The sequence below is a fragment of the Rhodococcus sp. WY5 genome (assembly GCF_018588185.1).
GTDB classification, from domain to species: Bacteria; Actinomycetota; Actinomycetes; order Mycobacteriales; family Mycobacteriaceae; genus Rhodococcus_F; species Rhodococcus_F qingshengii.
This window is the reverse complement of record NZ_JAAMPR010000003.1, coordinates 106,879-119,678: the sequence shown is the minus strand read 5'-3', so window position 1 is coordinate 119,678 and position 12,800 is coordinate 106,879. Positions and strand designations below refer to the sequence as shown.

Sequence of the window (12,800 nt, the reverse complement as noted above, 5' to 3'; positions counted from 1 at the left end):
TAGATAACCACGAGGGACAGGCCCACCGACACGCCGTGCCTACCGTGCCTTCATCCTGATGCGGCGCTAGAGATAACACGCAACGACATCCTCGCCCGTGACCTGACCGACATCGTCTACAAGCAGGGGACGAAGCAGTGTGTCGTCCTCTCCGGCACCCTGGCTGATCCCTACACCGGCAAGACCATCAAATTCGTTCGCGGACAAGACACCTCGACCGCCGTGCAAATCGATCACGTCGTCGCCCTCAGCGACGCGTGGCAGAAGGGTGCCCAGCAACTCAGCCCGGAAGAGCGCCGAAACCTCGCCAACGACCCGCGGAACCTGATCCCCGTGGACGGCCCGACGAACGGCCAGAAGTCCGATTCCGACGCAGCGTCCTGGCTTCCGCCGAACAAGGCGTACCGATGCACCTACGTCTCCCAGCAGATCACGGTGAAATCGATCTACCACCTGTGGGTGACGCAAGCAGAGAAGGACGCGATGCAGAAAATCCTCGCCACCTGCTGAAGTCCACCCTCCATGTAGCGCTGAACCGCGTCCCGCGGTTCAGCGCTACGCACTCCGCCCACACCCGCTGCGCGGCAACTACACTCACACCCACACTCGTCGGCGCCTACGCCACCCACACGATCTCGCAAGGGAACCCAATGATTACCACCAGGATTCACCATGTCGCTGCCCGCCTCATCGGCGTGGTAGCTGCGCTCGGCGGAGTCCTCGGCGTTCTCACCCTCGCGGACGCCGTATCGATCCCGATGCTGGCTCTGGTCTTGATGCTCGTCTCCGGCGCCACAGTCCTCGTCGCCGTCCTGTCCAAGCCGCTGTGGGAAGGGTGCCGGGCCGGGTTCGTCAACCGGATAGCGGACGGCAGCCTGATCTGGCTCGCGCTCGCGACGAACCTGACGGCATTGTGGTCGCTGACCGCGTACCTGACCCTCGCACTTGTTGCGGCGCTGTGCCTGGTCACGCGGATTGCTCTCCATTCACGGATCGAGCGTGACAGTTCTATTCTGGCCCAACTCAACTCGACGAGATCCATAGCGATCATGAAATAGTCTGTCCTGTCGAACGATCCAACTACGCGCGAACGATCGACGGTAAAGTTTGTCTCCACCACATAGTTTGCCCGAATAGCGCTGACAGGCCGGGCCGCTCACCACAGAAACGGATCCGACATGAGCACTGCGACCGCCACATTCACTTTCGCCCACTCACCCTGCATTCAGCCACGAGCGAAGGTCACGCGCGAGAAAGTCCTCGACGAGACGGCGCACGTGTTCGACGCCCTCGGGTACTTCCCCGCCAGTATCACGGAAATGCTGAACGGCAGCTATCTCACCAAAGGTGCGATCTTCTACCACTTCCCGAGTAAAGAGGCCATCGCGCAACAGCTCGTCGAAGACTGGATAGCGACCATCGAAGCCGAATTCGCCGACGCTGCAACGACACAACTTCCTGCCACCACGCAGCTGCGCGCAGTCTTCGAAGCCCTCGCCGACATCGTCACCACCTCCGTCCGCGCCCGCGCCGGAATGAAGCTGATCCTCGAAAGGGCAGTCAGCGGGGGAGTGGGCGCCTTCCGCAGATGGGTCTCCGCGACCGATGCCGTCTTCGCTGCCGCGATCACCCGTGCTGAGGTGAGCGCCGACGTCGACAGTCGCCGCCGCGCATGGAACCTCTGCGCAGGATTCACCGTCGCTGTACTGCTCGAAGACATCGACGGCGACGACCTCGACGTCGCCGCCCGCGTGGACGACCTCCTGACCATGCACCTCGCCTTCGCCCACTGAACCCGACACCCAGAGAGGCACCGACGATGACGACAGCCAAACCGCTCCACCTCCGCCCCGTTGCCGACGAGGGCAGCGACCCCGAGGGCGAGCAGGCGCTGGTCAACCTCGGCGGGATGCTCGACGCACTCGACATGGCCCAGTTCAGCGTCCTCGACGCCGTCGAGGCCCTCAAACAGGCCTACAAAGGTGCAGCCACAACCAAGCAGGTGGAGAAGTTCCTCGCCGACGAAGCGGAGCACCAGGACATCGTCAACCACCTCGCCGACGCCGCCCGGAGCATACGAGCCGCCCGCGCCCTCTCCAGCGGAATCGTGACCCGTCCGAACACCCACTAGGAGATCTGCAATGGAAAGCACCAAGCACGACTACGTTCCGTCCGAGTCCTGCGACGAGGAATGTCACCCGAGCGGAGTGAACAACAGTCGGCACTGCGCGGACTGTGGCCAAACCGAACGCACCGGAAATCACAAGTAAACGACACCGACTGAACCTGCACCGGGGATTAGCAGCGGCGCAACAAGAGTCGAGTATCTGAGCATCAATCCGCCGCACCCGCCGATCCGGCCCCGCACCCCACTCGAAATCGAATGTACGTTCGACTAGAGTGAGCGGTGACAGCAGCACCGGCGGAGGAGGTCGAACCACTGTGGCCACCACCCCGCCCACCCTGACGAACCTCCCCGCGCACGAACGCATCGAGCAGCTCCGCCGCCGCATCGCCTCCATCCCCGCCCGCACCGACGGCGCCGCCGCACCCGCAGTCCCGGTCGAGCAACCCGACGCCCGATTCGACGCCCGAGAAGCGCTCCCGGCCGGGTCCACACTCACCGTCCTGCCCGCCCCCGACGCGCTCGCCGCCCTGCTCCCCAAACAAGGACTCGCCCGCGGCACCGTCACCTCCGTCAACGGGGCGTCCTCGATACTGCTGAGCCTCATCGCAGCCGTCACCAGCAGCGGCAAGCACGCCACCGTCATCGGCCTCCCCAAGCTCGGGCTCCTCGCCGCCACCGAAATGGGCGCCGACCTCAACCGCTGCGCCCTCGTCCCCGCCCCCGGCGACGCCGCCATCGACGTCGCAGCAATTTTGCTGGACGGGATGGATCTGGTCGTCCTCGGCCTCGCCGGACAAGCCGTCCCACCCACCCGAGCCCGCGCGGTCATCGCCCGCGCACGCAGCAAAAACTCGTGCCTCGTCGTCACCGAAGGCCGCTGGGACAACGCCGACGTCCGCATCGACAGTCAGGTCACCGGATACACCGGTCTCGGACAAGGCCGCGGCCGGATCACCGGCATCACCGTCGACGTCGAAGTCAGTGGCCGAGGATTCCGGCCCCGATCCGCCACACTCGACCTCAGCGCCGCCAACGGCACCGTCGACTGGGCTGCACAGACACCGCACCAGCAACCCCTGCACCGCGCGCTATGACCGCCCCCGACTTCACCGGCTGGCACGAACCCTGGCCGCTGACACCGACCCTGCACCAACTCGACGAGCCCCGCCGAGTAGTCGTCGAGATGAACCGAGCCCTCCCTCTCGCGAAGAACGCGGAAAGACCCGACAGGCTGCCATTGCGAGTACTCGCCGGAGGCCTCCGACTCGAAGGAACCATGCCCGGAACACTCCACGCATGGGCAAGATTGAGCGACGGACAGTGGCTCGGGTGCGTCAAAATTCATGCCACCACCGGCGACGGCAAAACCGGCCTCGACCTGTGGCTGTGGGTCACGTCCGACGCCGTGACCAGCGCACCACACTAGTGCCTGTCGATCTTGCCCCGTGGTTCGAGGAATGCGCGGACTCGGCGGCGGATCTGACTGCTGCGCGGTGAAAGGTGAGATCGAACGTGTCCTGAGTTCAGGTAGCGCGGGCCTACTGTTGGCTATGCAGCGATTACGGACGAGCCTCACCACGGCAGTTGTGATCGCTGCACTCACAGTCGGAGGAGTGATCTCGTTCCGCACCCTCGACGAACGCCGCGCCCCCGCGTCGTTGCCGACAGGATCGGCGGTCGATCACGCCACCTGTACAGCGCCGGAGATCCTCGCCGCGGCGGTCCCGGGACCGGTACAGTCGCCCGAGCCGCCATCGGATCCCTTACCCCCTGCTGGCACGGTTCCCGACCACTTTGAGCCCACATCCGTCGAGGTGTGCCAATTCATCAGATACACAGACGATTTCAGTGAGGCGATCCTTTCGCAGACGGTCCTAACTGGGGACATGGTGCATGTAGTGGCACAGTTGAAGCGGGACTCCCTCAAATCGCCATGGTTCGGCGAGTGTCCCACAGTCTCGAGCATTCCTACACCTGTGGTGTGGCTGGTCGATGACGCGGGAAACGCTGTAAGGGTGGCATTTCCGGTCGGCGGAGCATGTCGGTTACCACTTCCGGAGGCGTACGAGGCGGTGATGAACCTGACGGTGCAGAGCGAAGACGTGCACTATCTTCCACGTGCATTGTGAGAGGGGTTCCGTGTGTTGCCCGCAGTCGATGGGGCGCCGAGAAACCCCGGTCGCTCGCCTGTCGCTACAGAGCTACCGGGCGCTTCAACTGCACCGCCAGTGTGAACGCGCCCAGGAAGGTGAGTGCGAGCGAAATGTACGCCACGATCGTCGGACCCCAGTTCTTCGGCTGGACAATGACATTCAAACCATTGCCTGGGTCAGGGCCGTCACATGTCACCCCGATCGGCCACCACGACCGAACCGCGCGTACCCCGGCTGGCCCCGGGTAAGGCGGGTTCTCCGGAGTTCCCCACGGTGCGCGCTCAGCGCACAATCCCGCGGAATTGCCCGGTGCGCCCATCCACGGAGCGGCCAGCGCAATCGCGAATACGACAATGCCAACGACGATGACGAACAGGGAAATGACCACTGCATCAGTCCTGCGAGACTTACTGCCAGATGTTCGACCTTCGCCCATCGGAGAAGACTATCGTCCGCCCACGGAAATCCCTGCCAACCTGGGCCATTGGACTCCGCCACCTGGAGGCTGACCCACACGATGCCACTCCGTGCCAGTGAGGTGCATGGTCCGTTTCCCGTTGTACGGTGAACCATGTCGCTGTCGCACCCTCGCACGTCGAAGATCGTCGTGGTGGCGCTGGTCGCCATCGTCGCGGTGGCCTACCTGTATTTTGCTTCCGCCTTTCGCAGTGCCAACGTATTCGCACCGCCGGAGCGGATGACATCCCTTGGTCGCACCTACCTGATCAGCAATTTTCCGCCACGCAGTCGTGAAGAGCTCGACCAGCGGTACTCGCAGGGGCATGGCACGAGCTACACCTTCGAACGGGTGAGTTCCTTTCCGATCCCACTGGGTCTTCCTGTCTACCAGTGGCAGAACGACCAGATCCGCGGCCAGGCAACGTCGACTGCCTACCTCGAATGGGGTGACAAATACATCAGTTATCAACTCTCGGGCGCCCCGTAGGCAGGCCCGCGGCCTGTCAGCGTCTGGGCAATCTCAATCGCCAGACAAACAGGACTATGCCGAGCGCGGCGACGCAGCCGATCACGGTGAGTACCCACCACAAGGACTTCTCGCCGTCGCCGCTGCCCGCACTCGACTGCGGATCGATTGTCCGAGGCATTCCATAGACGGCCACCGCGGCAGCACGTGTTCGTTCGTTAGATGACTGAGTCGTCGCCGAGCAACTGTTCACAGACCATGATGCTGCGGGGTTTTCGCGTCTAGAGGTGAACACGATGTATTCGGTCCCGACCTCGAAACTGAGACCGCAGGAAGCACTGAGCTCGAATGCCGATACGGTCGCCGTTGAGCCGACGTCCCCCGCGAAGACCTCGCGCACATCGAACTCGTAAATCCAGACAGGGTCGCTCTCACGTTTGGCAGTCGCGGTACCGGTGAAGACCGAAGCGGCCTGCGAGACCAGCTCGTCGATCTCAGGTCCATCAGGGGCATAGACACATGAGCAGGCATGGGCGGGGGCGGCACTCGCCAACGGCAATGCTCCCGCAAGACCGATCACGATGAGCATCAACAGTAACCACCGCATAAGGCCCCTCTTGTTGACATGAATGTCGTCTCACGGCGACGTTACGGTAGATGCTGGAGGGCGGAGAGCGATCTCGGAAGTCCGACCTGTCGGGAGAGGAGTGCAACGGCCAGGATGCGTACGTCCGTGATCAGACCTGCCTCTTGCGAGCGAAATGCTTGTGCCACTTAGCGATGGCGTCATTGGCGAGGGCGACAACAGTGGACTTCCGGCCTACACGAACCCCTCGACGGCCCGACTCGGAGATGGGTGCGCTCCCGGCGGCAGGCGAAAGATCAAATCACAGGGCTAACCGTAAGTGTGGCATTGTGAAAATGACTGTCCTGCATGCAGTGTGGAAACATGTCACCGGTTCTCGTGAAACACGAACACCCCGTAGACCAGCGCGGCTATCGTCGCGAACTGCATGGCCTGATCGCGGAACTCTTCCGGCGCAACAAGTAGCACCGTATGAATGATGCCGGTCACCGCGAACAGGACAAGACCAGCACGCAGGCGCCGCTCACTCACCGTGGTCGTGATCTTCCCGCTCACGCTCGCCACCGCGCCCTGGAACTTCATCTTTAGAGAGGGGTTGGCATCGATCAAATCGGCGACGAACGCTTCCTGCTCGTCAGAGACATCTGCGAGGAAGTCTTCGATCTCGTCGATCAGATCGTGATCTGCAGCCTCGGCGATGTTGTCCAGGATCGAGCCGATGTTCGGCGCGAGGACGGTATCGCGGAACTGATTCATCAGTGAGGGAGTCGCCAGGTCATCGATCGAATCGAGCATCGTGGTGAACTGCGAACTGATCAACGTATCGGTCAGGATCGGAGAAATAACGAACTGATCCCGCACGCCATCGCTCATCCGCCCAACGAGATCCACGATCGGCGACTGAGCCGAGAAGACAGTGTCGAACAACGTCACCGAGTCGACGGTCTGCAGATAGGGCGCCAACCATGCCGCATCACCTACTGGGCTCAGCGAAGCCGAGATCGAGTCCAGCCACGGCATATCCAGATCCCTGGCCAGGTTCTGCATCTGACCGAATGCGGGCGAGGTGAGCTGCTCGGCTATACGAGCCATCACGCCGTTCGCCGGGCTTTGCCAATTGAGGAGATTGACCGTGTTGAATGCTGACGCGTTCCGCGCTGCCTCTTGCAATGACGTGGTATCGAACGAAGTGACATTCTGCAGGACGGCATCTCGTATGCCGTTCATGTCGATCGTTGCCGCTTGCTCTGCCGCGACACGAGCGAAGTTGGGGTCTTCGAAGAAATTGTGTGCCATGGTGCGGCGCCTTCCAGTAGGAATCCACCAGCTTAGCGAGGGTGGGTGGCAAGCGAAATAGCGTTCGCTACCGTCGGGTGCCAGCAGGGCTCCGCCTGCCAGAATCCGGCACTATGTGGGGATGCAATTCACCGCCATCCATCGGGGCCTCGGCCTCGAACCGCAGCCACTGACCTGGACGCTGATCGAGCAGGCCGTCGACGCTGGGCTTCCCGAGCAGGCCGATCTCGATTGGAAAGGCAAACGTCACGAGCACAAGGGACTTGTCTGGAAGGATGAACTCGCGAAAGACGTTGCTGCAATGGCAAACTCAGGCGGAGGAATCATCGTTGTTGGCGTTTCCGAAGACAAGCCGACGTCGAAAGCCGTCGGCTTCGACGAGCCGGTCCAGTGGAACGACCTCGACGCGCGGCGGTACCGAGACGTCATCTTCAACAACACGTATCCTCCTGTCTCCGACGTGGCATTCGACAACCTCATCAACGACGAGGGATCGGTACTCGTCATCACCATCGCCCCCTCGTTGGACGCACCGCACCTCCTCATCAGGAACGACATCGATTTCAGGGCGCCTTTCAGGGATGGAACGCAGACGCAGTGGATGAAAGAGCGCCAGCTGGCAGCGGCGTACAGATCCCGGTTCGCCGACCGCGGCGACTTCACGGCCCGACTTCACGGTCTCTACGACGAGGTCGCCGGTTCCTCTCACGCAGACTCACGCGTCACCTTCGTCGCCGTAGCAGCGCCGGAAACCCCGAGGCCGCCGAGTCTTGGTCGTATCACCGGCGCGAAGGCGACCTACATATTCCAGAACGCCCACTTGCTGCAGAACACGCTCTTCCCTTTCCATGAGAGGAGCAGTCCACTGCTTGACAAGGGCGCGAGTTTGGAACGCGCCCGTCGTGGCTTCCGTCGCCAAACAGCCCGATACGACCGCGAGGACGGCGCTCACTCCCGGTACCGCTCGGCTCAGGCCTCTGTGCACGACAACGGTGCCGTCAGCCTGGCCTGGACACTCGGAGGGATCGTGAGCAACACCGAACCGCACGAGGTGACTTCTGTGCTCGTAGAAGTGGCTGTGGGATCGTTTCTCGCCGTCCTCACTTCGGCCGCCCGGTCACTGGGGATGACGGGCTCGTACGAGTTGCGGGTCGGCCTGGCCTGGGAAGGCAGTGACCCGATCACCATCCACGGGCCGGGCGAACTCGACGCCCCCGAACCGTACGCACCGACAGCTGCCGACGACTTCTATCCCGCGCCAGTACATACGATTCCGATCAAGGCATTTGTGCCAGTGGACATCTCGCTCGACGCAATGGCCGACGACGACACCCTGCGGGGGGCAGCATCCGAGCTCGCACTGGACTGCGTTGCGCAGGGCGGCGTCGACACACTCGAGGCCCTCCGGACGGAACTACGCTGATTCGGCGATGAGGGGTCGGAGAGAATCCGCGCCACCCCGGGAAATGCGACCTCCCCGGTGTGACGTAAAAGTGGGATGGATTGAGAGCGATCGCCGCCACCGGCAAACCCGCGCCGGTCCTGTGGTCACGCAACGGAAACGCCATCACCCGGTCGTTTCCCGAGATCGTCGACGCGCTCGCTGAGCAGCTCGGCAACCGTGAAGTGGTCTTGGACGGGGAGATAGTCGCGCTCGACGCCCGCGGGGCCCCATCCTTCTCGCTTCTGCAGCGCCGCATGCACGTGCAGGCCCCGACTGCACAGGTCCGCAGATCCGTTCCAGTGACCTACTACCCGTTCGATGTCCTCACGGTCGACGGCGAATCGACGATGCCGCTGCCGTACCTCGAGCGACGGGCAGTGCCCGAAGATCTGGGTCTCATCGGCGACCGGATCGTCGTACCCCCGCACTGGCTCGACATCGATGGCGCCGCGATGCTCGAGGTGGCCCGCAAACACCATCTCGAGGGCATAGTCGCCAAGAGAACGGACTCGACGTACCAGCCGGGGAAACGGTCCCCACGGTGGATCAAATGCCCGGTCAGAGCCAAGACCACCGCCGTCATCTGTGGATACCTGCCCGGCTCCGGAACCGCCAGCCGCGGAATCGGATCGTTGGTCCTCGACGCCCACGACGATAGTGGTTCCTTGATCCAACTTGGGCATGTCGGCACCGGCTTCACTGCCCGGACGCGGCGGGACCTTTGGGCGCAACTCCAGGAACTCGAACGCCCGACCAGCCCGTTCGCAGTCGCGCCGCCACCCTCTGTGGCCAGAAATGTCAGATGGGTTGAGCCACTGCTTATTTGCGATGTCGAATACCGCGAGTACACCGGCGGCGCACTTCGTCACCCGTCGTACAAAGGGCTCCGCACCGATAAGTCCGTCGACGACATAACCGCCCCGTTATTGCGAACGGATACAACCTAAATCGAGATCTTCGGCCATATTTCCCCGGACGGTTTGCCCGACAGATCGGGTCACTGATGCATCCTCAGCGGTCCTTCCAGCAGCTTCGGTTCCCCAGCTTCACATCTGAATTGCCGACAGGAACATTCGGTTGTCGTGCCCTGCCGTTGGACTCCACACCGCTCGCAAGTAGCCTCGGCCGGTCACCGGGGACTCGCACGCTACCAACCCTTCCGGCGAGGCTGGACGGAATCCCGATGGCACTTGGTCCAGGTCATAGGAAACGGTTGGGGCGCAGGAGATCAGCCCCGAATCAGTCCGAAGGTTCGCCGCCCGTTCTGGTGAATTCGACTCGATGACCAAGAACGCAGAAGAGTCGGGAAACGAAGGGTATGTCTCGGAGTACAGCACCGAGTCGTCGTCGGACAGCTGCAACCCGAGGTCCGTTGCCATCGACACTGCCGCCTTCTCTGCAGATCGTGTGTCCACCCACCGGTACACCGCAGGACCACCAAACCCCAACGCGAGCGCCCCGACAACGACGGCAACACACACAAACAGTCGACCCGGGCGTGCACCGTAAAGCCTCATCGTCGAATTTGATCACATACCCGAACATCGAGCATCCACGCCCGCCATGCGGAGACGATGGAGCGCTACAGGGATGACATCTGACCGTCTTGCCTTCGTTGCGATCAATAGCGGCTACGGTCGATGAAGGAATTGAAAGGGCGCACATGCTGATCGGATTGTTATTTCTGGCCTTCGCCATCACCTTCCACCTTTTCGCCGCTCGTATTGCGGCCGGTGAAGGTTACGGTCGGCAGCTGCCCGCCGCCTCCCAGTGCGTCCTCGTCGCGCCTCTCCGGGCAGGTTCGTCGTGCCCAGACTGTGAGCTGGGTGCTGAGTATCGTTGGTACGGTGCGTATTTTGGGCCCGTATTGGGGTACAGAGCCGCTGTTGGTGGGAGGTTTGGCGGTTGTTGCGCTCGGTCTGGTGAACGGGCTCCCCAGTCTGGCAGTCAATGCGTTGTGCAATCGAAATCAGAAGAAGGGGACGTCTCCTCAATAACCTGACTGACCCCGCGGTGACAGAACGAAGCAGGGCGCGCTTCACCAAGCCGGAACGCTCGACTGGTCAGTATCTGGATCCGGCGAGAACGTACGCTGCGCAAATGAATTCATCCGGAGGTGTAGGACGAGCTTTCTTCAACGCCTCATCCCTCGCGCTGGTAATCGGCATAATTGGATTGATCGTCAGTTTCGGTGTGACATCGCGGTGGGGGTTCCCGGCCTCTGCGCCAGCGCTCTGTCGATCAAATTTGTATTCCAGCGGTGCGCTCGAAGACGCAGGATGGGCGTGGATCCCATTTCCCGTAGCCTCCTGCAAGACATTGGATTTCGACTCAGCTGTGAACTACTTCGCACTCGGGTGGGAAAACTTCATCACAGCAGCAGTATCGCTCGTAGTCATCGCTACAGCCCTGAAGGTCAAGCTGAGCCACAGAACCTGAATCGGCCAGCGTCAGCTACGGGTGTCATCAGCACCTGCGGAGGGGGCTACTGACACAGCAACTAGAGGTTTCGGCGGAACCTCGATCACGCACCATCTCACCAGTAGTGGTGCGTTGACCTGTTGAGGCCACGTTCGCTTCGCGGATGTGGGAGACACGGTGTTATTGCGCTCCTTACCGGGATGCATCGCATTGGGTAGCGTGCGTGTGTGGCTCGGGAAGAGAAGTTTTGAAGGCGCAACACCGTTCGGCGACCGCTACTGTGTTGGTCTTCGCTGGATTCGGCTTAGTGTGTGGGCTCGTAGGTGCTGCCGTGTTGTGGTGGTACGTCTCCCAACCCTTCACGATCTACACAGCCAGCTACCAGCCGCACGATCTCCAATCGTTCCGGATCGAGACGGTCTCGGTTAATCGATTCATCATTGGACTGATCGTCGGTGGACCCCTTCTCGGGTCCGCGGTCGGGACACTCGTTTCAGTGACGGGCTGGAATCTCGTACGACGCCAACCCCCACTCAATTCTGACTAGATCGTGTTTGACGCGTTCGCCCCCACAGCGTTCCTCCTAGGAACCTCCGCTGAGTTCCCCCGGCTCAGTGACGGTATTCGACCCCGGCACCGGTGTCTCCCGTGCGCTGCGCTCCATCTTCGAATCTCTCTCAAACTCTTCCGAGGTGAATCTGACAGCTCAGGTCAGGGCACTCCTGTATCCTGGAATGTTCGCCTGAACGCCGACTGGATAGGGCAAGGATGATTCTCTCAGCACAATATTCACTGCCGCACCATATTTGGGTCGAGATGGGTGCGCTCGATTGCCGGTATGAAACCTATATCGGTCCGGTGCGGGCAACGGTGGTAACACCTCCGCGCGTAGGACCGTCCGACCTGGCGATTGCACCCACTCTCGTCGGCGTCCCCGATGAGGCATGGGCAGTCGAACCAGGGGACGAGGTTCCTCAGTGGTCGACGACATACGCATCTTTCGGCACCGACAACGCGACCGGATTGCGACGGATTGGTTTAGAGCTGCGCGAGGACGATCGGGAGGTTTGGGAATCACCACATCATCGTGGGCAGCCTCGGACCGCGAAAATCGCTGATGTCACGGCCAATCACATTGGACATTGGTTCTCGCAGGTAGAGAACTGGGTGTCCGTCGTGACCGGCGAAGATATCAACCATAGACAGCCAATCTATGACTCCAATTCCATCGGGCCAGGTCTGCTGACGTGGCGGCATGGTCAATGGATCGACGGGGGAGTCCGAATTTCGACACCGACACCCACCCCTCTCTCCCAGAATTTTTTGCGCGCCATCCTGGAACGAGTAGGAGATGGGGACCAGCCGCCGATCGAGCATCAATTGTGGCGTGACAGTAGGGCCGCTCTGGTGCGTGGTGACACGCGGAAAGCTGTGCTGGACGCAGCGACGGCAGTAGAAATCTGCCTAATCGATCTGGTAGCCAAAACCGAAGCGTCCACCGGAGAGAAGTACAACGGTCGCCAGGGCTTGATAAGTCGGTCGAAATGGGTGGCGACCAGAGTTGAGGACTACACCCCGCATCCGGCGTTGAAGCAACTCGCCGACCTGCGTAACAACACCATTCACGCGGGAGGGGCCGCGACATACGACGAGGCTTGCTCCAGTGTGCGCGTAGCGATCGACACAGTCATGAAGCACGGCAAGTCACGGGACCCACGCCGTCCATACGCGTCGGTGATCGATGGATAATAGAAGCCGCCGCCACACTCCTGTCCGCGACGTTTGGACGTAGTCCATCAATTGATCGATTCCGAGACTTCGCGCTACTGCGCCGAATCACTACCGGC

General features: G+C 61.7%; 13 protein-coding genes. 10 read left to right on the top strand and 3 right to left on the bottom strand.

All coding sequences use genetic code 11. From position 1 onward, the window contains the following. The first annotated feature begins 3 nt into the window (after window positions 1–3). From G4D79_RS31190 to G4D79_RS31165, 6 genes are all read left to right on the top strand, one after another. A complete protein-coding gene (locus G4D79_RS31190) occupies window positions 4–510 on the top strand; it encodes an HNH endonuclease family protein (protein WP_214514830.1) in 507 nt (168 codons plus the stop codon). A 140-nt stretch (window positions 511–650) separates the two neighbouring features. Then, window positions 651–1,058, top strand: a complete 408-nt coding sequence (locus G4D79_RS31185) for a hypothetical protein (RefSeq protein ID WP_118605349.1) — start codon at window positions 651–653, stop codon at window positions 1,056–1,058. Between the two features lie 120 nt (window positions 1,059–1,178). Next, entirely contained in the window at window positions 1,179–1,793 is a 615-nt protein-coding gene (locus tag G4D79_RS31180; RefSeq protein WP_118605352.1) for a TetR/AcrR family transcriptional regulator, read from the top strand. A 26-nt stretch (window positions 1,794–1,819) separates the two neighbouring features. Continuing rightward, window positions 1,820–2,131, top strand: coding sequence for a hypothetical protein (locus G4D79_RS31175; protein ID WP_118605355.1), 312 nt, complete (start codon window positions 1,820–1,822; stop codon window positions 2,129–2,131). A gap of 311 nt (window positions 2,132–2,442) precedes the next feature. Beyond that, a complete protein-coding gene (locus tag G4D79_RS31170) occupies window positions 2,443–3,222 on the top strand; it encodes a hypothetical protein (protein WP_238704776.1) in 780 nt (259 codons plus the stop codon). Then, window positions 3,219–3,554, top strand: a complete 336-nt coding sequence (locus tag G4D79_RS31165) for a hypothetical protein (RefSeq protein ID WP_118605358.1) — start codon at window positions 3,219–3,221, stop codon at window positions 3,552–3,554. The genes G4D79_RS31170 and G4D79_RS31165 overlap by 4 nt, the downstream gene beginning before the upstream one ends. Before the next feature lie 767 nt (window positions 3,555–4,321). Here G4D79_RS31165 and G4D79_RS31160 read toward each other — a convergent pair. Then, complete coding sequence (locus tag G4D79_RS31160; protein ID WP_214514820.1) at window positions 4,322–4,717, bottom strand: hypothetical protein; 396 nt, start codon at window positions 4,715–4,717, stop codon at window positions 4,322–4,324. A 135-nt stretch (window positions 4,718–4,852) separates the two neighbouring features. Here G4D79_RS31160 and G4D79_RS31155 point away from each other — a divergent pair, with 135 nt between their 5' ends. Further along, window positions 4,853–5,227, top strand: a complete 375-nt coding sequence (locus tag G4D79_RS31155) for a hypothetical protein (RefSeq protein WP_181991990.1) — start codon at window positions 4,853–4,855, stop codon at window positions 5,225–5,227. 16 nt (window positions 5,228–5,243) lie between these two features. Here the strand turns inward: G4D79_RS31155 and G4D79_RS31150 are convergent, their stop codons facing one another. Further along, a complete protein-coding gene (locus tag G4D79_RS31150) occupies window positions 5,244–5,813 on the bottom strand; it encodes a hypothetical protein (protein ID WP_118605367.1) in 570 nt (189 codons plus the stop codon). 345 nt (window positions 5,814–6,158) lie between these two features. Beyond that, complete coding sequence (locus G4D79_RS31145) at window positions 6,159–7,088, bottom strand: hypothetical protein (RefSeq protein WP_118605370.1); 930 nt, start codon at window positions 7,086–7,088, stop codon at window positions 6,159–6,161. Between the two features lie 121 nt (window positions 7,089–7,209). Between G4D79_RS31145 and G4D79_RS31140 the strand changes: the two genes are divergently transcribed. From G4D79_RS31140 to G4D79_RS31130, 3 genes are all read left to right on the top strand, one after another. Continuing rightward, window positions 7,210–8,511 carry a helix-turn-helix domain-containing protein gene (locus tag G4D79_RS31140; RefSeq protein ID WP_118605373.1) on the top strand — a complete coding sequence of 434 codons (1,302 nt, stop codon included), beginning with the start codon at window positions 7,210–7,212 and terminating at the stop codon, window positions 8,509–8,511. 80 nt (window positions 8,512–8,591) lie between these two features. Continuing rightward, a complete protein-coding gene (locus tag G4D79_RS31135) occupies window positions 8,592–9,479 on the top strand; it encodes an RNA ligase family protein (protein ID WP_214514819.1) in 888 nt (295 codons plus the stop codon). 2,242 nt (window positions 9,480–11,721) lie between these two features. Further along, window positions 11,722–12,702 carry a hypothetical protein gene (locus tag G4D79_RS31130; protein WP_147343805.1) on the top strand — a complete coding sequence of 327 codons (981 nt, stop codon included), beginning with the start codon at window positions 11,722–11,724 and terminating at the stop codon, window positions 12,700–12,702. The last annotated feature ends 98 nt before the right edge of the window (window positions 12,703–12,800 follow it).

Excerpts from the sequence above, each read along its gene's own strand:
- G4D79_RS31180 (WP_118605352.1), top strand. The coding sequence starts at position 1,179 with ATGAGCACTGCGACCGCCACATTCACTTTCGCCCACTCACCCTGCATT.
- G4D79_RS31150 (WP_118605367.1), bottom strand. The coding sequence starts at position 5,813 with ATGCGGTGGTTACTGTTGATGCTCATCGTGATCGGTCTTGCGGGAGCA.
- G4D79_RS31155 (WP_181991990.1), top strand. The coding sequence starts at position 4,853 with ATGTCGCTGTCGCACCCTCGCACGTCGAAGATCGTCGTGGTGGCGCTG.
- G4D79_RS31160 (WP_214514820.1), bottom strand. The coding sequence starts at position 4,717 with ATGGGCGAAGGTCGAACATCTGGCAGTAAGTCTCGCAGGACTGATGCA.
- G4D79_RS31130 (WP_147343805.1), top strand. The coding sequence starts at position 11,722 with ATGATTCTCTCAGCACAATATTCACTGCCGCACCATATTTGGGTCGAG.
- G4D79_RS31145 (WP_118605370.1), bottom strand. The coding sequence starts at position 7,088 with ATGGCACACAATTTCTTCGAAGACCCCAACTTCGCTCGTGTCGCGGCA.
- G4D79_RS31165 (WP_118605358.1), top strand. The coding sequence starts at position 3,219 with ATGACCGCCCCCGACTTCACCGGCTGGCACGAACCCTGGCCGCTGACA.
- G4D79_RS31140 (WP_118605373.1), top strand. The coding sequence starts at position 7,210 with ATGCAATTCACCGCCATCCATCGGGGCCTCGGCCTCGAACCGCAGCCA.
- G4D79_RS31185 (WP_118605349.1), top strand. The coding sequence starts at position 651 with ATGATTACCACCAGGATTCACCATGTCGCTGCCCGCCTCATCGGCGTG.
- G4D79_RS31175 (WP_118605355.1), top strand. The coding sequence starts at position 1,820 with ATGACGACAGCCAAACCGCTCCACCTCCGCCCCGTTGCCGACGAGGGC.